The organism is Microbacterium phyllosphaerae, assembly GCF_050628115.1.
In the GTDB taxonomy this organism is placed as follows: domain Bacteria; phylum Actinomycetota; class Actinomycetes; order Actinomycetales; family Microbacteriaceae; genus Microbacterium; species Microbacterium phyllosphaerae_A.
In genome coordinates, this window is record NZ_CP192502.1 from 2,947,917 (window position 1) to 2,966,451 (window position 18,535).

The following is an 18,535-nucleotide window of genomic DNA, read 5'->3' on the forward strand; positions in this document are numbered from 1 at the left end:
TCAGTGCACCACCCGCAGCCCTTCGAAGCAAGCGCGACACGGTCACGGACGCGGCCGGGAAACGGGTGCGGGATGTCCGAGGTGCGTGGGATCGTTCGGACATGCAGAACCTCACGCTCAGACGGTGGTCCGCCGACGACCTCGGTCTGCTCCGCATCGCGAACACCCCCGAGATGACGGCGCACCTGAACGGGGTGGAGACCGAAGAACAGCTGGTCGAGCGCAACGAGCGATATCTGCGCCTGTGGCGAGCAGGCGAGGCGAGGATGTTCGTCATCCAAGACGAGCATCATCGCGAGCTGGGCTCCATCGGATTCTGGCATGCCGACTGGCGAGGCGAGCCAGCGTTCGAGGCCGGCTGGTTCGTGGTTCCCGAAGCCCAGGGCAGGGGAGTCGCCTCGCGCGCACTGCAGCTTCTCACCGAGGATGTCCGAGCGCACCGTGGCGATCGGCGGTTGCTCGTCGCCTTCCCGTCCGTCACGAACCCCGGCTCGAACGGCGTCTGCAGGCGCAACGGTTTCACGCTGGCAGGCACGTTCAGCGCGCCGTTCCGCGGCGCCGAGCTGACGATGAACGAGTGGGTCCTACTCCTCGAGGCATGAGCGCGCCGAGCCCGAGTCTCATATCCGCATCGTACGATGCCTCGGGCGAGAGCCTTCGTACGGTGGGTGGTACGACGTATCGCAAGTGCCAGTAGCCCACCACGGCGTCGCGCTACGAATCCGCTCGCCCCTGGGGTGCGCTGTCCTCCGAATGGCTGACAGCGCTCAGTGGATGTTCTTCCATACGATGTGCGTATGAAAAGCGTTCGAGGAATATGTGTGTCGGCGATGTGTGTGGCCGCGGTCGCCGTGCTGATCTCGGGGTGTGCGACGACGTCTGAGACTGACACGGCTCCGAGCTCATCGTCCTCGCCACAGTCATCAGAGACCGCGGAACCGACTCCGAGCGCGACGGCGACCGAAGAGTCACGGTTCACGGATGCCGAACTCGCTCAGACCTGCATCGATGCGACGGTCAGCGTGTTCGCGCCCGACGTGGAGTTCGACATCGATGCCACCCGAATCGAGCACCGTATCGTAGAGCCGGAATGGCTTGTTCTGGTTCCGGCCTCTACGGGCGGACAAATCGCAGAATCGCAATGCACCATCGGCGGGACCCCGTTGGCGCCGGTCATCGAGATGTCATCGGGATCCATCGATCCACTTCCAGAGGAGCAGATCCAGCGTCTGATCCGCGGTGAGAACGAAGGCGGCACCGAATAGACCTTCGCCGCGACATGAGAAGAGCCCGCCAGGACGGACCTGGCGGGCTCTCTGTGTGTCTGAGGGTCAGACGCCGAAGTACAGCTCGTACTCGAACGGGTGCGGGCGCTGAGCCATCGGCAGGATCTCGTTCTCGTACTTGTACGAGATCCAGGTCTCGATGAGCTCCTCGGTGAAGACGCCGCCCTCGAGGAGGAACTGGTGGTCTTCCTTCAGGGCCTCGAGCGAATCCAGCAGAGAGTTCGGAACCTGGGGGATGTTCTTGGCCTCCTCGGGAGGAAGCTCGTAGAGGTCCTTATCGACGGGCTCGTGCGGCTCGATGCGGTTCTTGATTCCGTCGAGGCCGGCCATGAGCTGCGCGGCGAAGGCGAGGTACGGGTTGCCCGAGGCGTCAGGCGCGCGGAACTCGATGCGCTTGGCCTTGGGGTTCGAGCCCGTGATCGGGATGCGGATCGCAGCCGAGCGGTTTCCTGCCGAGTAGACCAGGTTGACCGGCGCCTCGAATCCCTTGACCAGACGGTGGTAGCTGTTCAGGGTCGGGTTCGTGAAGGCGAGCACTGCGGGGGCGTGCGCGAGCAGACCGCCGATGTACCAGCGAGCGATGTCGCTGAGCTGGCCGTAGCCGGCCTCGTCGTAGAAGAGCGGCTTGCCGTCGTTCCACAGCGACTGGTGCGTGTGCATGCCCGACCCGTTGTCGCCGTACAGCGGCTTCGGCATGAAGGTGGCGACCTTGCCCCACTCTTCAGCGGTGTTCTTGACGATGTACTTGAACTTCAGGATGTCGTCCGCCGAGTGCACCATCGTGTCGAAGCGGTAGTTGATCTCCTGCTGGCCCGCGGTGCCGACCTCGTGGTGCGAGCGCTCGAGGATGAATCCGGCGTCGATCAGCTTCAGGGTGATGTCGTCGCGCAGGTCAGCGGTCTTGTCGACCGGGCTGACGGGGAAGTAGCCGCCCTTGTACGGGGTCTTGTTGGCGAGGTTTCCGCCTTCTTCCTCGCGACCGGTGTTCCACGCGGCCTCTTCGGAGTCGACCTTGTAGAAGCTCTCGCCGGCGGTGACCGAGTAGCGCACGTCGTCGAAGATGTAGAACTCTGCCTCGGGGGCGAAGACCGCGGTGTCGGCGATGCCGGTCGAGGCGAGGTACTTCTCTGCCTTCTTGGCGACCTGACGCGGGTCCTTCGAGTAGATCTCACCCGTGCGCGGGTTGTAGATGTCGAAGACCATCACGAGGGTGCTCGCCTCGCGGAAGGGGTCGACGTAGGCCGTGGTCACGTCCGGGATGAGCTGCATGTCGGATTCGTGGATGCTCGCGAAGCCTCGGATCGAGGATCCGTCGAACAGCTGACCGTTGACGAAGAAGTCTTCGTCGACGGTGGAGGCGGGGATGTTGAAGTGCTGCTGGACACCAGGGAGATCAGTGAATCGGATGTCAAGGAACTTGACGTCGTTCTCCTTGATGTAGGACAGCACCTCGGACGAATCTTTGAACATGTACGACTCCTGGATTGCGGATCGATGGCTTCACGGCCATTGTGCACAGTACGTGCGGGGCGTTACCCCACGGTATCCGCTTTGTTTCCGGCATGTTACGCGCCGGTAGGCTTGATACGTGACGGATGCTGTGAACACGTACCCCGGAGAACGACTCGGAATGCCGCAGACGGGGACCGGCAGCATCGCCCGCCCCGGACGGCGGATCGGTGCTCTGCTGATCGACTACCTCGCGGCGACGATCATCGCGACGGGCTTTCTCGGATACGACCAGTTCGCGCTTCCCGGTGAGGCGGGGCTGACACAGTTCGCCCCCATGGCGGTCTTCGCCGTGCTGCAGATCCTGTTCATACCGACAGCCGGTGGAAGCCCCGGACACCGCATCCTCGGCATGCGGGTCGTGCGTCTTGACGGCGGATGGGTGGGGCTGTGGCGTCCGCTCGTGCGCACGCTGCTGCTCGTGGTCGTGATTCCGGCCGTCATCTGGGATGCCGATCAGCGTGGTCTTCACGACAAAGCGGCAGCGCTCGCGCTCATCCGCGCCTGAGCGCAGTCATTCCCTGCCGCGGTTGCGGCGTCTGGCCTCGCGAGGCGCGCGTCCTCCGAGGAACGAGCGCGCGGGGTCCACGACGTAGCCCTGGCGGAGCGCTTCGCGGCCGATGAGCATCCGGAATCCCATCTCATCGCGATTGCTGAGCGTCACCTCGGCGAGCACCTCGCGGTCGTGCAGTCTGATGAGCATCTCGACCACGAGTCGTTCCTGCGCGTGTCCGGACGAGCTGCGGATCGCACGGCGATCATGCACGGGGGATTCGACGACAACCGCGTCCTCCTGGCTGTCCTGCCAAGGCTTCACCCGGAAGCGAACCCACGACACGCCGTCGCGCTCGAACTCCTCGATCTCGAACGCATGCAGTGAAGAGGTGCGCGCGCCGGTGTCGATCTTGGCTTTCAGCCAATCGACGCCGAGATCGGGCAGGCTCACCCATTCTCGCCACCCGATAAGAGTGTTTGAATGGGATGACTTACTCACCCGACCATCCTGGCAGGAAATCCCCCGTGAAGATCGCAGTGCTCTCCCGTGCGCCGCAGGCGTACTCCACCCAACGACTGCGTGCTGCCGCGCTCCAGCGTGGTCACACCGTCAAGGTGCTGAACACGCTGCGCTTCGCGATCGATCTCACGGCCGATGAGCCGGATCTGCACTACCGCGGGCGTCAGCTCAGCGACTACGACGCGATCCTGCCGCGCATCGGCAACTCGATCACCTACTTCGGCACCGCTGTGGTTCGCCAGTTCGAGCAGATGGACGTGTACACGCCCAACACCGCGAACGGCATCTCGAGCGCGCGAGACAAGCTCCGCGCCAACCAGATCCTCTCTCGCCACAACATCGCGATGCCGCCCACCGCGTTCGTGCGCAACCGCGCCGATGTGCGTCCGGCGATCGAGCGCGTCGGCGGTGCCCCCGTCGTCATCAAGCTGCTCGAGGGCACGCAGGGGATCGGCGTGATTCTCGCGCCGCAGGTCAAGGTGGCCGAGGCGATCATCGAGACGCTGCACTCCACGAAGCAGAACGTGCTCATCCAGAAGTTCATCTCGGAGAGCCGCGGACGCGACATCCGTGCACTCGTCGTGGGGGATCGCGTCGTCGCGGCGATGCGTCGCTCGGCGGCGGGAGACGAGTTCCGCTCCAATGTCCACCGCGGCGGATCCGTCGAGGCCGTCGAACTCGATCCGATCTATGAGCGCGCGGCTGTGCGATCCGCCCAGATCATGGGACTGCGCGTCGCGGGTGTCGACATGCTCGAGGGCGACGACGGTCCTCTGGTCATGGAGGTCAACTCCTCTCCGGGTCTGCAGGGCATCGAGACCGCGACCAAGCTCGACGTCGCCGGAGCGATCATCGACTACATCGCCGGTCAGGTCGCCTTCCCCGAGATCGATGTGCGTCAGCGCCTCACGGTGTCCACGGGCTACGGCGTCGCCGAGCTCATGGTGCATGGCGCGGTCGACCTCGTCGGCAAGACGCTCGGTGAGGCGGGTCTGTGGGAGCGCGACATCACGGTGCTCACGCTCCACCGTGGGGTCTCGGTCATCCCGAACCCGCGTAAGCACGTCGTCCTCGAGGCGGATGATCGCCTGTTCTGCTTCGGCAAGCTCGACGAGATGCGCTCGATGGTTCCGGAGCGCCGCCGTCGCCGCGCCAAGGTGCGCAGGCTTCCGCGCCAGCCGCTCTCGGAGTGAACGAAGAAGCGCGGCCGCTCCTCATCCGAGGCGCGGCCGCGCTTCTGTCGTCTGCCGGGTGGATCAGCGAGGGCGCTGCGCCCTGACTTTGGTCGGGTCGATCCCCTTGGGGATCGGCAGCGACGAGATCGACTGCGACACCGACTCGATGCGCCGGATGACGGCACCCATCGTCGCCTTGTCGATCACCTTGGGAAGCTTCTTGATGGTCTTGGCGAGGTCGGCGATCGCCACGTCGTCATCGCCGTGCCCGACGTAGATAACGGTCACGGGAACCCCGTGGGCCACTCGGGCGGCCTTGCTGCGCTCATCGTTGACCAGGCGCGTCAGGCGTCCGCGAGAGCCTTCGCCGACCACCACGACGCCGCCGCGGCCGACGGTGCGGTACACCGCATCCTGCGTCTTCGGGTTGATGCCGACCGGGGTCTCAGAGCCCTGCCAGTTGCGCCCGAGGCTGGTGCTGATCACGTGCCCCGTGGCGCCGGGCATGCCGTCGATCTTCTGGTACATCGCCGAGGTCGACAGGCGGGTCATCAGGAACATCGCGCCGAGGATGCCGAGCATCAGGCCCGAGATGCCCCAGAGGATGAGCGTCCACACCTGGAACGGCGGGATGAGGTAGCCGACGATGAGTCCGATCAGGACACCGAGCACCAGCAGCGCGATCTGCGCCCAGGGAAGCCAGGGGTAGATCTCTCTCGTGAACTTGAAGAGGGACTTGATCTGGGAGAAGAACCCCGGACGCTTCTCGGGCGCGGACGAACGGTTTGCCATGTCCATAAGAATACCGACTCCGGGCTGCGCTCATGTCGTCGTTCGCGTCAGGCGGATTCGTGTACCGCGCACCCGTCCTGCACCGTGGGGAAAGAACTCGGATCCGTTCACATCGCCCACTTCGAACCCACGGTCGTCGAGCGATGCGATGACATGGGGGCATGACAGTCGCAGAAGTGCCCGTTCGCGGAGCGTCGTCGGTGCCCGGAGCGCATCGGGTGATCAGACAGCTCGACGCCGATGAAGGCCCGTATGCAGGAGCGCTGGTCACGCGCGGTGAGTCTGTGGCGGTGCAGATCCATTGCGAGACGCTCGCGGGATGGGCGGGCTGGGAGCACGCAGGTGACGAGCATGTCGCGGGGCCGGTCGACATCGTGCGGCGCCAGGACGGCCACGACGTCCTGCTTCCCTGGTGCACGGAGCGGATCGGCGCCTTTCTCGGGCGCAGAGCAGCCGCCGACGTCGCGTTCGCCGCTGGTGAGTTGACCACTGTGGTGGCGAGTCTTCTGCGAGGTCTCGGTGAACTCGCTCGCGCCGACGGGCCGGCGGTCACCGGAGAATGGTGGTTGACGCAAGACGGGCGTCCGATGTTCGTGATCGGAGCGGGAGACGATGCGCGGTCCGCCTCGTCGCGTCTCATCGACCGGATGCAGCGCGATTGCGCCGACCGTTCGCTGAGCCGTCTGCTGGGTGAGATCAGAGACGGGCTGCACAAGAGCGGTGAACGTCCGTCGATGCCGGCTCGACAGCTCGAGCGGTGGGAGGCGGAGCTGTTCGCGACCGCAGCCTCGCGGCCGCTCAAGCGCGACGTGCATGCGCCCGAGAAGGCGCGTGGTCTCGACGTCGCACACCGGGTCGCACCATCGATGCCCGGGACGAGGCGCGAGGCGCGTGGAGGGGGGTCGCACCACACGATGGATCGCGGATCCCGTGGTGCGATCGATCGCGTGAGCGAGTGGGCGAGGCGACGGCTGGAGGAGGTCCGGACTGCGCTTGAGGACCGAGTGATCCGGCGGGATGTGAAGAAGGGAGGGGGCACGTCGTCCACGCGCGAGAAGAAGCCCTCAGAGGGCGCATCCGGCGTTGTCGCGCCTCGGCCCCGGCGCCTCGGACGCAGACTGGTCGTGGCGGGCGCAGCAGCAGCGGTCGTGCTCGGTGGAGGTCTGCTCTGGCCGGGCGGTGCGACTGGGGAGCCGGCGGCCGGGAGAAGCCGACCGTCACCGGCGGCGAGTCGGAGTTCTACCGCTCCGCAGACGACGGGGCCGGTATCTCCGATCCCGTCCCCAGAATCGACAGATCAGTCCACACGAGCCGAGGATCCTGTGGCGGCGGCGCGGGCGCTTCTGCTCGCCATCGGGCGCTGCGCCGAGACGGGCGACCTGGCGTGCTCCGGCGCGGTGGCTGCCGGTTCGTCCGGGATCGTAGAGGCGCTCACAGGGGCGGCATCGGCGGAGAAGGTGCCGGAGCTGGCCGCGGTCGACGAGTACGGTGATGTCGCGGTGATCCGTGTCTCGTCGATCGCGGTGGTGGGTGAGGGGGCGGAGCCGCGGCGGATCGAGCAGATGGTCGTGGTCGTGCGGGTCAATGAGAAATGGCTGGTCCGCGACGCCTACGACGTCGCGGACCAGCCAGGGTGATGCTGTGGTCAGGCTCCGAGCTGAGCGGCGAACTGAGCCGACTCGAGGCGGGCCTTGACGGCGCCCAGGAAGCGGGCGGCGTCGGCACCGTCGATGATGCGGTGGTCGTACGAGAGCGCGAGGTACACGTACGAGCGCACGGCGATCGCGTCTGCGCCGCCGACCTTGACCAGACCGGGGCGCTTGACGACCGTTCCGGTGCCGAGGATCGCGGACTGCGGCAGGAAGACGACGGGGGTGTCGAACAGCGCGCCGCGCGAACCGGTGTTGGTCAGCGTGAACGTTCCGCCGGCGAGCTCGTCGGGCTTCAGCTTGTTGTCACGCGTGCGAGCGGCGAGGTCAGCGATCTCGTGGGCGATCTCTGCGATGTTCTTCGACGCGGCATCGCGCAGAACCGGCGTGAGCAGGCCGCGCTCGGTGTCGACCGCGATCGACACGTTCTCCGACTCCGGGTAGACGATGTTCTCCCCGTCGACCGTGGCGTTCACGATCGGGAAGGCGCGCAGCGCCTCGGCGGCGGCAAGAGCGAAGAACGGCAGGAAGGAGAGCTTGTCGCCGGTCTTCTCGAGGAACGAGCCCTTGACGCTGTCGCGGTACTCCGCGAGAGCGGTGACATCGACCTCGACCACGGTGGTGAGCTGAGCGGTCTGCTGCATCGACTCGACGGCGCGCTTGGCGAGGACCTTGCGCAGCCGCGACATCGGCTGTGTGGTGCCACGCAGCGGCGAGACCTCGAGCGGAGCCGGCGCGGCAGGTGCGGCGGCCGCAGCGGGTGCGGACGAGGCGCTTTCGGCGGCCTTGAGGACGTCTTCCTTGCGGATGCGTCCTCCGACGCCGGTACCGGTGACGCTGGCGAGGTCGACACCCTGCTGCGAGGCCAGGCGGCGAACGAGCGGGGTCACGTACAGGTTGTCGCTCTCCGTGGGAAGGGAGAGCTTCGGCTCGGCTGGTGCCGAAGCCGCAGCGGGTGCGGGCTCCGACGGTGCGGCCGGAGGAGCCGGGGCGACAGGTGCGGCGGCAGCCTCGGCAGCGGGAGCCTGAGTCACGGGGGCCTCAGCCGCCGGCGCGGCCGGAGCCTCGGCGGGGGCGGAAGGAGTCTCTGCGGGAGCGGCCGGAGCCTCTGCCGCGGGAGCAGGAGTCTCGGCGGCCGCCGCGGGAGCAGCACCGGAGCCGACACGGGCGAGCACGGCGCCGACGGCGACCGTCTCGTCTTCAGCGGCCACGATCTCCTGAAGCACGCCGGCGACGGGCGAGGGGATCTCGGTGTCGACCTTGTCGGTGGAGATCTCCAGCAGGGCCTCGTCGACCTCGACCGTGTCACCGATCTGCTTGAGCCAGCGGGTGACGGTGCCCTCGGTCACGCTCTCGCCCAGCTCGGGGAGGACGATGTCGGTGGCGTCGCCCGCCGGAGCGGCGGCCGGTGCGGCCTCGGCGGGAGCAGCAGGTGCGGGCTCTGCCTGGGCGGCGGGTGCCTCGGCCTGCGGCGCGGCGGGCTCCGGTGCCTGCTCGGCCTCCGGAGCGGCAGCGGCAGGAGCATCATCGGTAGGAGCCGAATTGCTGCCGTCGCCGATGCGCGCGAGCAGCGCGCCGACCTCGACGGTCTCGTCTTCGGCGACGAGGATCTCTTCGATCACACCGGTGATGGGCGAGGGGATCTCGGTGTCGACCTTGTCGGTCGAGATCTCGAGCAGGCCCTCATCCGCCTGAACGGTGTCTCCCACCTGCTTGAGCCAGCGGGTGACCGTACCCTCTGTGACGCTCTCGCCGAGAGGGGGGAGGACGACGGATGTGCTCATGACTGAGTCTCCTTCAAGAAGTTAAATGACGCGTGTCTAGCTTAGTGAACTGTTCACCGGTTGGTGTTCAGAGGGCGTGCAGTGGCTTTCCGGCGAGAGCGAGGAAGGCTTCGCCGAGTGCTTCGCTCTGAGTGGGATGAGCGTGGATCAGGGGTGCGATGTCCTCGGGGTGGGCTTCCCACGCGACAGCCAGCTGACCCTCGGTGATGAGTTCGCCCACACGGTCGCCGAGCAGGTGGACGCCGACGACAGGACCATCCTTGAGGCGCACGACCTTGACCAGACCGCTCGTTCCGATGATCTCGCTCTTGCCGTTGCCGGCGAGGTTGTACTCGTATGCGACGACGGCATTCGCACCGTGCTCGGCGACGGCTGCCTCCTCGGTCACGCCGACCGACGCGACCTCGGGGCTCGAGTAGGTGACCTTCGGGATCTGGATGTCGGGGATGTTCGCGGGGGAGAGGCCTGCGATCCGCTCCGCGACTGCGATGCCCTGCTGGAAGCCGCGATGTGCCAGCTGCAGACCCGGCGTGATGTCGCCCACGGCCCACACTCCGGGGACGCCGGTGCGCAGATCCTGATCGACCGTGACGAATCCGCGGTCCAGGTCGACGCCTGCCTCTTCGAAGCCCAGGTCAGCCGTGACAGGACCGCGGCCGACCGCGACCAGGAGATAGTCCGCGGAGAACTCCTTGCCGTCTTCGAGCGTGACCGTGACCGATCCGTCGTCCTGCGTGGCGGTCTGGAACCGGATGCCGAGCGAGTACTGGATTCCGCGGCGGCGGAAGGCACGCTCGAGGCCCTTGCTCATCGCGATGTCCTCGTTGGGGACGAGATGCGGGAGTGCTTCGATGATCGTGACCTCGGAGCCGAACGAGCGCCATACGCTCGCGAACTCGACACCGATGACACCGCCGCCGAGGATCAGCACGCGCTCGGGGATGACGTCCAGAGCAAGCGCCTGCTCACTCGTCAGGATCCGCCCACCGATCTCCAGGCCGGGAAGGGTGCGGCTGTAGGACCCTGTGGCGAGGATCACGTCCGTGCCGATGTAGACGTCGTCTCCCACGCTGACCGAGCGGTCGGTGTTGAGGCGGCCCATGCCGGCGACTGTCGTGATGCCGCGGGCCTTGACGAGACCTTCGAGGCCCTTGTACTTCTTCGCGACGATGCCCTCGCGGTAGGCGCGCACGCCGGCGGGGTCGATCCCCTCGAGCGTCGCGGAGATGCCGACGTGAGCGGCGTCCCGGACGTGCTCCGCCACCTCTGCGGCGTGGAGAAGCGCCTTGGTGGGGATGCATCCCCGGTGCAGGCAGGTGCCGCCGACCTTGTCCTTCTCGATCAGTGCGACGGACTTGCCGAGTTCGCTCGCTCGCAGTGCTGCGGCGTATCCGCCGCTTCCGCCGCCCAGGACGACGATGTCGAAGGTGTGGGTGGTCATGATCATGCCTCCGTGTGGGATGCTTCGGCGAACGCGATGATCGATCGGACCATCGCGCCCGTGGGGCCCTTGTCGGTGAAGCCGTACGGCGCACCGTTGTGCTCGCCGGATCCGGCGATGTCGAGGTGCACCCAGGGGATGCGAGGGGCGTCCTTCTCGTCGGCGACGCGTCCGACGAAGCGTCGCAGGAAGAGCCCTGCATACGATGCGCCGCCCATGCGGTCGCTCATGTTCGCGTTCTGCATGTCTGCGATGGGGGAGTCGAGCGAGTCCTCCATGTGCTCCGGCAGAGGCATGTGCCAGGCGAGCTCGTCTGCGGCCCGTGCGGCGCTCAGGAACTCGGCGACCGCGTCATCGGCGCCGAACACACCGGTGTGACGGTGGCCCAGCGCCATGACGATCGCGCCGGTGAGCGTCGCGACGTCGATGATCACGTCGGGGTTCTCGCGGCTCGCGGCGACCAGGCCGTCCGCCATGACCAGTCGCCCCTCGGCATCCGTGTTCGGGACCTCGACGGTGGTGCCGTCGAGCATTCGGATGACGTCGCCGGGGCGCAGCGCGCGACCGGACGGCATGTTGTCGGTGATGCAGAGCCAGGCCGTGACGTGCACGGGAAGACCGAGCGCGGCGATCGCACGCAGCGCGGCGACGCTCGTCGCCGCGCCTGCCATGTCGAACTTCATGCCCACCATCGATGCCGCGGGCTTGAGCGAGAGCCCGCCGGTGTCGAACGTGATCCCCTTGCCGACCAGCGCGATGTGGCGGGTGGCGTTCGCGGGTGCGTAGTCGAGTCGTACGAGACGCGGAGGACGGTCCGACCCCTGGGCGACGCCGAGGATTCCGCCGAAGCCCTGCGCGGCGAGTGCATCCTCATCGAGGATCTCGACGGTGACGTCGAGGCCCTCGACGCTGTCCGCCGCGCTCTGCGCGAGCTGGGTGGGGCTCTGCCACTCGGCAGGCACGAACACGAGATCCTTCACGAGGGCGACGGCCTCGCCGACCGCGACTGCTCGAGAGAGTTCCTCATCGTCGAGATCCGCATGCAGCACGACCGACGAGGCACGGCTCTTGCCGGCCTCGCGTCGGTAACTGTCGAATCGGTAGCCGCCGAGCACAGCGCCTTCTGCCGCCGCGGAGGCGAACTCCTCGAGTCCGGGAGCGAGCCCGAGTGAGACGTTCTCGAAACCGGTGAGCGAGCGAAGTGCTGCGCCGACCGCGTTCCGGACGGCAGCGGCATCGGCGGTGCGTCCGACACCGACGACGGCGAACGGCAGGTCTGTGACCTCCGGGGCGTACACGCGGGCGAACGCCGACGGCGAGCCCGTGAAGCCGATGCCCTTCAGAGAGGCGGCGAGTCCCGGGTGGTCCGACAACGACTCTGTGGAGTCGGAGATGTCGGGGATGACGAGCACTGCGGCGTCTGCAGCGCTTCCGGGGAACTGATCTGAGGTGCGCGAGAGCGCGGGAAGCGTCATGACTCCATCCTAGGGAAGCCTGCAGGGGGAGACGCGGAGCGAGTGTTCGCTCTCAGCATGACGGCCACCGCCCGCCCGTCGGAACCTGCTCGTAGCATGGACTCATGCCCTTCTCCGGAGAGATCCATGAACGTGTAGCGAACGCGCCGGCGGTGCCGCGCGGGCTGCCCCTTGTCCTGCTCCTGACGGGTTTCACCGATGCGGGCAGCGCTGTCACAGGTCTCATCGAGCACCTTCGCGAAACGACCTCTCCCGAGCCGATCGCGGTGTTCGACAACGACGTGCTCCTCGACTACCGCGCGCGCCGCCCCGTGATCTCGTTCGATCAGGATCACCTCACGGAGTTCCGTCCCGCACGGCTCGAGCTGTCGCTCGCGACCGATGCCCTCGGCCAGAAGTTCCTGCTCCTCGCGGGCTACGAGCCCGATTTCGCCTGGAACGAGTTCGCCCGCACCGTGCTCGACCTCGCCGACGAGTTCGAGGTCTCGGGTCTCAACTGGGTCCACTCCATCGCGATGCCCGTGCCCCACACCCGTCCGATCGGCACCACGGTCAGCGGCAACCGTCGCGAGCTCACGGTCGCGCACTCCGTGTGGCGTCCGCGCACGCAGGTGCCGGCGACCGCAGGGCATCTGCTCGAGTTCCGCTTCGCCGAGCACGGCGCCCGCGTCGTCGGCTTCGTCCTGCTCGTGCCGCACTACCTCGCAGAGACCGAGAACCCGGAAGCCGTGATCGCGGCCGCCGAGAAGCTCATGGCCGCCACCGGCCTCGTGATCCTGCTCGACGAGGTGCAGGAGCGACGCCAGGACTATCTGACGAGGGTCGACGAGCAGGTGCTCGGCAACGACGAGCTGCAGCAGATGGTGCAGGGCCTCGAGCGCCGCTACGACGCGTACATGGCCGGCCGCGACCCGGAGGACGGCTCGTACGACGAGGGTGGATTCAACGAGCGCGACCTTCCGAGCGCCGACGAACTGGCCGCCGAACTCGAGCGCTATCTCGCCTCGCGTCCCAGCGGCGATGAGGACAAGCCCGGCCGAGGCTGACGTCGGGGTCGACATCGGGTCGTGAACTTCGGCCGAATGCACCGGCATGTCCACACGTGTGCGATACTAGGACTCTGACCCGTTGTCAATCGATCTTTCCGGAGATCTGACTTGACAAGGGTCTTACTAGTGTCCGAAATGCTCCGGGGCCTGCGAGCGGCCCCGTGAAAGGCGAAACGTGACTCCTGCCACGACGAAGAAGACCCGGACGACGAAGAAGACCGCCGACGCTCCCGAGGTCGACGCCCCGGTCGAGGAGGCCGCTGAGAAGCCGGTTCCCAAGACCGCCGCGCAGCGGGCCGCTGCCAAGCGCGCGCCCGCCAAGAAGAAGAAGGCCGATGACATCGTCGAAGACGACGAGACTCCTCCGCCCGCAGAACCCGATGAGGACGACGAGGACTCGAAGCCCAAGTTCACCGAGCCTCTGCCGACCGGCGCCATCGTCATCTCGTCGAACGACGACGAGGACGTGCCGGTCTACTCCACACAGATCACCGGTGCGACGGCCGATCCTGTCAAGGACTACCTGAAGCAGATCGGAAAGGTCGCCCTGCTGAACGCGGCCGAAGAGGTCGAGCTCGCGATGCGCATCGAAGCCGGTCTGTTCGCCGAGGAGAAGCTCTCGACGATGACCGCCGCCGAGAAGGCCGGTCAGCTCGGACTCGACCTGCAGTGGGTCGCCCGTGACGGCCAGCGCGCGAAGAGCCACCTGCTCGGAGCCAACCTGCGTCTCGTCGTCTCTCTCGCCAAGCGCTACACCGGTCGCGGCATGCAGTTCCTGGATCTGATCCAGGAGGGCAACCTCGGTCTGATCCGTGCAGTAGAGAAGTTCGACTACACCAAGGGTTTCAAGTTCTCGACGTACGCCACCTGGTGGATCCGCCAGGCGATCACGCGCGCCATGGCCGACCAGGCCCGCACGATCCGCATCCCGGTGCACATGGTCGAGGTCATCAACAAGCTGGCCCGCGTGCAGCGCCAGATGCTGCAGGACCTGGGCCGTGAGCCCACGCCGGAAGAGCTCAGCCGCGAGCTGGATATGACGCCCGAGAAGGTCGTCGAGGTTCAGAAGTACGGTCGCGAGCCCATCTCGCTGCACACGCCCCTCGGTGAGGACGGCGACAGCGAGTTCGGTGACCTCATCGAGGACACCGAGGCCGTCGTCCCTGCGGACGCGGTCGGCTTCACGATGCTGCAGCGCCAGCTCGAGCAGCTGCTCGACTCGCTCTCCGAGCGTGAGGCCGGTGTCATCCGGATGCGCTTCGGACTCGGCGACGGTCAGCCCAAGACGCTGGACCAGATCGGCGACACATTCGGCGTCACGCGCGAGCGCATCCGTCAGATCGAGTCGAAGACGATGGCGAAGCTGCGCCACCCGAGCCGCTCGCAGTCGCTGCGGGACTACCTCGAGTGATGCAGGCGAACGAGGGCAAGGCGCTCGAGACGAGCGTCGACGGCAAGAGCTACGCACGTATCCCGCTGCGCACCCGCGTCGTCATGCCTGATGACGACCTCGACTCCGTCATCACGGAGTACGCGAAGGATGCCGTGCAGCCGGGAGACCTGCTGTTCGTGACCGAGAAGATCGTGGCGATCACGCAGGGACGCTCATACCGTCTCGACGAGATCACTCCGCGTCCGCTCGCGCGCTTCCTCTCGCGGTACGTCGTACGCACGTCCTACGGCATCGGTCTCGGCATGCCGGAGACCATGGAGATGGCGCTGCGAGAGTGCGGCACCCTGCGCATCCTCTTCGCGGCCGGTGTCTCGGTGATCACGAAGGCCTTCGGCCGTCGCGGCGACTTCTATCGCATCGCGGGAGACAAGGCCCGCGCGATCGACGGACCCACGAAGAACACGATCCCGCCCTACAACCAGGCGGTCGTGCTCGGGCCGAAGAACCCGCGCGAGGTCGCTCTCCGCGTCCAGAAGCTGGTCGGCGGACAGGTGGATGTCGCGGTCGTCGACATCAACGACATCGGTGGCAACATCCTGGGCTCTACCCTCGACCGGGCGGGTGAGCGCCGGCTCGTGCAGATTCTGGGCGACAATCCACTCGGACAGGCGACGCAGTCGACGCCGATGGGAATCGTCCGCGAGGTCTGATCTTCGCTCGTGGTACTGACAGCAAGAAGGCCCGGATGCTCAGCATCCGGGCCTTCTTCGCACCTGAGTCGGTCAGAACCCGATCGCGGCCTGGTAGCGAGGCTTGTGGCCCGTGCGGATGCCCGTGACGCTCGGCTTGTTCTCGTACACGCCGGCTCCCCAGTTGCCCTCGACCAGGACAGGCCCTTCGGGGGTGACCACGACGTCCCACCCGACGTACTGCACCTGTGGCACGACGCGAGCCACCTGGTCGACGAACTCCCTGACCTCGTCCATCATCGGCAGCTGGAAGTCGGCGATCGGGAAGCCCGAGTCGGGGTGCGTCACGTGCACGTGACCGTGCGAGTCGTAGCCCGAACCGACGGAGTGCCCGTTCTCGTCGAGCATCGTGTAGAAACCGCCGAAGCTCATCTGGTCGCTCACCGCTCCGCGCCCGAACTTCTGCGCCATGGCGAGGATGTGCGTCTTCTCGCCGTCGAAGAACGCGGTGATGCGCGTGGTGTTCACCGTGCCGGGGCAGACGGCCGCGAGGTCGGCGTGCTGACGGATGACCTCTTCGACCAGCACCTGCTTCTTCGACAGCAGCTCCGCGTGGAAGGCACTCCAATCGGTCACGTCTGCTGCGTGGTAGCGGTGCACCCCGGTGCCGGCCTGACCGTGCGTCTCCTTGACGACGATCGTGCCCTGGCGCTCCGTGAAGGCGCGCAGCTCGTCGGAATTGCCCTCCGTGATGAGCATCCACTCACGCTTGAGGAACGCGTCGAAGACGGCGTTGAACTCGGCCTTGTCGTGGAAGAGGTGCCGGTAGTCGGGGTGGTCGTACTTCTGCGAGATCTCGTTGGAGACCGGGTGCGTCATGAAGGTGTCGCGCTCGGCCCTGGTGAGGATCGCGAAGTCGTAGTCGATGTAGTCCTGGAATCCGACGTTGTGCCGACCCGCCGACCACAGCATGTCGACCACCACGAGAGGCACCGCCTTGCCGTGCTGGGCGGATGACTCCTTGGCCCTCTCGATCACCGAGGCGACGTCGATGCGGCGGGCGCGCGTCACCAGATAGCGGACGCGGGGCACGAGGGAAAAGCGTGACATGGATCTCCAAGGTCGGGGTCTCCTCCAGTCTACGGGGGGCACGCAGGGCATCCTGAGAAGGCGGAGCTAGGCTGGAACCGTGTGTGAGAAGACATCCAGCTCCCGTCCGCGGGCGATGATCTCGCGGTCGGCCCTGGCCACGTCCGCGTCCGCAGCTGTCGATGCCGGAGGCCGAATCGCGGATCTCCGCAGGGATGCCTGGGGTCATGGAGTGCTCGCGATCGCGCACGCCGTGACGGGGGCCGGCGCTGCCGCCGTGCTGGTGGACCACGCCGAAGAGGTCGAGATACTGCGACTCGAGGGCATCGAGGCGGTCACGGACGGCGCGGCCGACATCGATCCGTTCCTGCTCTACGGACTGCCCGATGCCGAGGGGACGCTGCGCACGACCCCCGTGATGCGCCTCGCCGGACGGATCCTCTCGACGAAGCCGCTGAAGGCCGGAGACGCGGTCTCGTACGGCTACACGCATCGGGCATCGCGCGACACCACAGCGGCACTCATCACCGGCGGATATGCGCAGGGGATCGTGCGGGCGCTCGGCAACGCGGCCCACGTCGAGGTCGAAGGCGTGCAACGGCCGATCATCGGGCGCATTGCGATGGATGTCTGCGTGATCGATCTGCAGAGTGCCGCCGACTCCCGGCCCGGCGTCGACGCCACCTACTTCGGCGGGCTGGGACCTGCCGGCCCGGGGCTCGCGCGCTGGAGCGCTGTGACCGGACTCACGATCGCCGAGCTCATCACCGTGGCCGGATCGCACGCGGAGCGGGGGTGGGAGGCATGAGCCGCCCGGAACTCCGCATCCGCACCGATCGGTTCGTGTCGAACATCGCCGCCGTGCGCGAGCGCATCGCTCCGTCGGCACTGATGGTGGTCCTCAAGGACGACGCGTACGGACACGGGCTCCGCTGGGCGGTCGAGGCAGCACAGAGCGCAGGCGTCGAATGGTACGGCTCCTATGACGTCGGCAGCGGTGTCGAGGCGCGGCGCGTACTGGGCGAGAGCGGGCGCGTGCTCGCCTGGGTCACGTCGACCGATCCCGAGATCGCCGAGGCGCTGCGTCAGCGGATCGACCTCGGCGTCGGCAGCGCCGAGTATCTCGAGCGCGTCGTCGCGCGGGCCCAGCACCTCGGCCTCCGCGCCCGGATCCATCTCAAGATCGACACGGGGCTGCACCGCAACGGACTGCTTCCGCAGGAGTGGGCGCAGACGATCGCGCGCGTCCGTGCCGGCGAGGACGCAGGGCAGCTCGAGCTCGTCGGAATCTGGAGCCATCTGGCCGAAGCCAGCGACGCCGAGGACGATGAGGCGCAAGCGGCGTTCCTCGAGGCGGTCCGCGTGGTCGAGGAATCCGGAGACACCCCCGAGGCGCTGCACCTGACGGCATCCGCGGCATCCTGGTGGCGCCCCGAGCTGCGCGGTTCCGTCTCTCGGATCGGCGCGTTCTGCTACGGCGTCCGCTCGGCCGACGGCCCGGACCTCGAGGGGATCCTGCCCGTGGCCGAGCTCGTGGCGACGGTCATCGAGGTGAGCGAGCAGCACGCGGTGATCGCGATCGGCTCTTTCGACGGCATCCCGTCCACGCTCGTGGGTGTGAATGTGGGCACGCCGGACGGACCGCGCGAGCTGATCCGCATCGACATGACGACGTCGGTGGTCGCCTCATGGCCTGGCATGCAGGTGGGTGACACCGTGCGGCTCTTCGGGGCGGGGGAGCAGGGGGAATCCAGCGCGACCACCCTCGCCGAGAGGATCGACACGGTCGGGGAGGAGATCCTCACCCGGCTCACTCCTCGCGTGCGACGTGTCGTCATCGATTGAGGACGCGTCGAGTATCGGCGAGCTGGACCGCTCAACGAAAGCGGAGCCCGTCGCATGACGGGCTCCGAGGCGGATCAGACCGAATGGCTCAGTCGATCAGACGAGCGGTCTCGTCGTGCCAGCTCGTGGCGATGCTGCGGAGCTTCTCTTCGTACTTGCGTCCGTGGTGGGCGCAGAAGAGCAGTTCGGAGCCGTTGACCTCGGCCGCGATGTAGGCCTGAGCGCCACACGAATCACAGCGATCCATGGCGGTCAGGCGGAACTCGACGGCGGAGGTCTCACGTTCAGTCGTTGCGTTCATCTCGGTGCCTCCTTGAGAGTGTCGGGTTCGCTGGTTGGGCGTG

18 protein-coding genes are annotated in these 18,535 nt (G+C 67.0%); 10 read left to right on the forward strand and 8 right to left on the reverse strand.

The window, feature by feature from the left end; genetic code table 11:
* The first annotated feature begins 101 nt into the window (after positions 1-101).
* Both ACQ4LY_RS14125 and ACQ4LY_RS14130 read left to right on the forward strand, forming a co-directional pair.
* Positions 102-602, forward strand: coding sequence for a GNAT family N-acetyltransferase (locus ACQ4LY_RS14125; protein ID WP_431072461.1), 501 nt, complete (start codon positions 102-104; stop codon positions 600-602).
* Between the two features lie 195 nt (positions 603-797).
* The gene (locus ACQ4LY_RS14130; protein WP_431072463.1) at positions 798-1,265 is read left to right on the forward strand and encodes a hypothetical protein; all 468 of its coding nucleotides are present in this window, start codon (positions 798-800) and stop codon (positions 1,263-1,265) included.
* 66 nt (positions 1,266-1,331) lie between these two features.
* On the opposite strand, the gene glnA is transcribed toward ACQ4LY_RS14130, so the two are convergent.
* Positions 1,332-2,756: a type I glutamate--ammonia ligase gene (glnA, locus tag ACQ4LY_RS14135; protein ID WP_056307474.1), complete on the reverse strand. Its 1,425-nt coding sequence runs from the start codon at positions 2,754-2,756 to the stop codon at positions 1,332-1,334.
* Between the two features lie 160 nt (positions 2,757-2,916).
* On the opposite strand from glnA, the gene ACQ4LY_RS14140 reads away from it, so the two are divergent.
* Positions 2,917-3,303, forward strand: a complete 387-nt coding sequence (locus tag ACQ4LY_RS14140) for an RDD family protein (protein ID WP_431075690.1) — start codon at positions 2,917-2,919, stop codon at positions 3,301-3,303.
* Positions 3,304-3,309: 6 nt separating this feature from the next.
* Here the strand turns inward: ACQ4LY_RS14140 and ACQ4LY_RS14145 are convergent, their stop codons facing one another.
* Positions 3,310-3,789 (reverse strand): ATP-dependent zinc protease family protein, encoded by a 480-nt coding sequence (locus ACQ4LY_RS14145; protein ID WP_431072465.1) that lies wholly within the window; start codon positions 3,787-3,789, stop codon positions 3,310-3,312.
* 26 nt (positions 3,790-3,815) lie between these two features.
* Here ACQ4LY_RS14145 and ACQ4LY_RS14150 point away from each other — a divergent pair, with 26 nt between their 5' ends.
* Entirely contained in the window at positions 3,816-5,003 is a 1,188-nt protein-coding gene (locus ACQ4LY_RS14150; protein WP_056307480.1) for a RimK family alpha-L-glutamate ligase, read from the forward strand.
* A 63-nt stretch (positions 5,004-5,066) separates the two neighbouring features.
* Here ACQ4LY_RS14150 and ACQ4LY_RS14155 read toward each other — a convergent pair whose 3' ends face one another.
* The gene (locus tag ACQ4LY_RS14155) at positions 5,067-5,777 is read right to left on the reverse strand and encodes a DUF4191 family protein (RefSeq protein ID WP_056311620.1); all 711 of its coding nucleotides are present in this window, start codon (positions 5,775-5,777) and stop codon (positions 5,067-5,069) included.
* A 161-nt stretch (positions 5,778-5,938) separates the two neighbouring features.
* On the opposite strand from ACQ4LY_RS14155, the gene ACQ4LY_RS14160 reads away from it, so the two are divergent.
* Entirely contained in the window at positions 5,939-7,414 is a 1,476-nt protein-coding gene (locus ACQ4LY_RS14160) for a hypothetical protein (RefSeq protein WP_431072468.1), read from the forward strand.
* Positions 7,415-7,422: 8 nt separating this feature from the next.
* Here ACQ4LY_RS14160 and sucB read toward each other — a convergent pair whose 3' ends face one another.
* The 3 genes from sucB to ACQ4LY_RS14175 form a co-directional block, all read right to left on the reverse strand.
* Entirely contained in the window at positions 7,423-9,210 is a 1,788-nt protein-coding gene (gene sucB / locus ACQ4LY_RS14165; protein ID WP_431072470.1) for a 2-oxoglutarate dehydrogenase, E2 component, dihydrolipoamide succinyltransferase, read from the reverse strand.
* A 67-nt stretch (positions 9,211-9,277) separates the two neighbouring features.
* The gene (lpdA, locus tag ACQ4LY_RS14170; RefSeq protein WP_431072472.1) at positions 9,278-10,651 is read right to left on the reverse strand and encodes a dihydrolipoyl dehydrogenase; all 1,374 of its coding nucleotides are present in this window, start codon (positions 10,649-10,651) and stop codon (positions 9,278-9,280) included.
* Between the two features lie 2 nt (positions 10,652-10,653).
* The gene (locus ACQ4LY_RS14175; RefSeq protein ID WP_431072474.1) at positions 10,654-12,126 is read right to left on the reverse strand and encodes a leucyl aminopeptidase; all 1,473 of its coding nucleotides are present in this window, start codon (positions 12,124-12,126) and stop codon (positions 10,654-10,656) included.
* 104 nt (positions 12,127-12,230) lie between these two features.
* Here ACQ4LY_RS14175 and ACQ4LY_RS14180 point away from each other — a divergent pair, with 104 nt between their 5' ends.
* From ACQ4LY_RS14180 to ACQ4LY_RS14190, 3 genes are all read left to right on the forward strand, one after another.
* Positions 12,231-13,172: a proteasome assembly chaperone family protein gene (locus tag ACQ4LY_RS14180; protein WP_431072476.1), complete on the forward strand. Its 942-nt coding sequence runs from the start codon at positions 12,231-12,233 to the stop codon at positions 13,170-13,172.
* Positions 13,173-13,350: 178 nt separating this feature from the next.
* Positions 13,351-14,586, forward strand: a complete 1,236-nt coding sequence (locus ACQ4LY_RS14185) for an RNA polymerase sigma factor (protein ID WP_056307492.1) — start codon at positions 13,351-13,353, stop codon at positions 14,584-14,586.
* On the forward strand, positions 14,586-15,278 hold the full coding sequence (locus ACQ4LY_RS14190; RefSeq protein ID WP_431072478.1) for a coenzyme F420-0:L-glutamate ligase: 693 nt from the start codon (positions 14,586-14,588) through the stop codon (positions 15,276-15,278). Before ACQ4LY_RS14185 ends, ACQ4LY_RS14190 begins: the two co-directional genes overlap by 1 nt.
* A 72-nt stretch (positions 15,279-15,350) precedes the next feature.
* Here the strand turns inward: ACQ4LY_RS14190 and ACQ4LY_RS14195 are convergent, their stop codons facing one another.
* The gene (locus ACQ4LY_RS14195) at positions 15,351-16,367 is read right to left on the reverse strand and encodes a sugar-transfer associated ATP-grasp domain-containing protein (RefSeq protein WP_431072480.1); all 1,017 of its coding nucleotides are present in this window, start codon (positions 16,365-16,367) and stop codon (positions 15,351-15,353) included.
* Positions 16,368-16,446: 79 nt separating this feature from the next.
* Between ACQ4LY_RS14195 and ACQ4LY_RS14200 the strand changes: the two genes are divergently transcribed.
* Positions 16,447-17,154, forward strand: a complete 708-nt coding sequence (locus tag ACQ4LY_RS14200) for an alanine racemase (protein WP_431072482.1) — start codon at positions 16,447-16,449, stop codon at positions 17,152-17,154.
* Positions 17,151-18,191 carry an alanine racemase gene (locus ACQ4LY_RS14205; protein WP_431072484.1) on the forward strand — a complete coding sequence of 347 codons (1,041 nt, stop codon included), beginning with the start codon at positions 17,151-17,153 and terminating at the stop codon, positions 18,189-18,191. The genes ACQ4LY_RS14200 and ACQ4LY_RS14205 overlap by 4 nt, the downstream gene beginning before the upstream one ends.
* Before the next feature lie 88 nt (positions 18,192-18,279).
* Here ACQ4LY_RS14205 and ACQ4LY_RS14210 read toward each other — a convergent pair whose 3' ends face one another.
* A complete protein-coding gene (locus ACQ4LY_RS14210; protein ID WP_042540282.1) occupies positions 18,280-18,492 on the reverse strand; it encodes a DUF7455 domain-containing protein in 213 nt (70 codons plus the stop codon).
* Positions 18,493-18,535 lie beyond the last annotated feature (43 nt).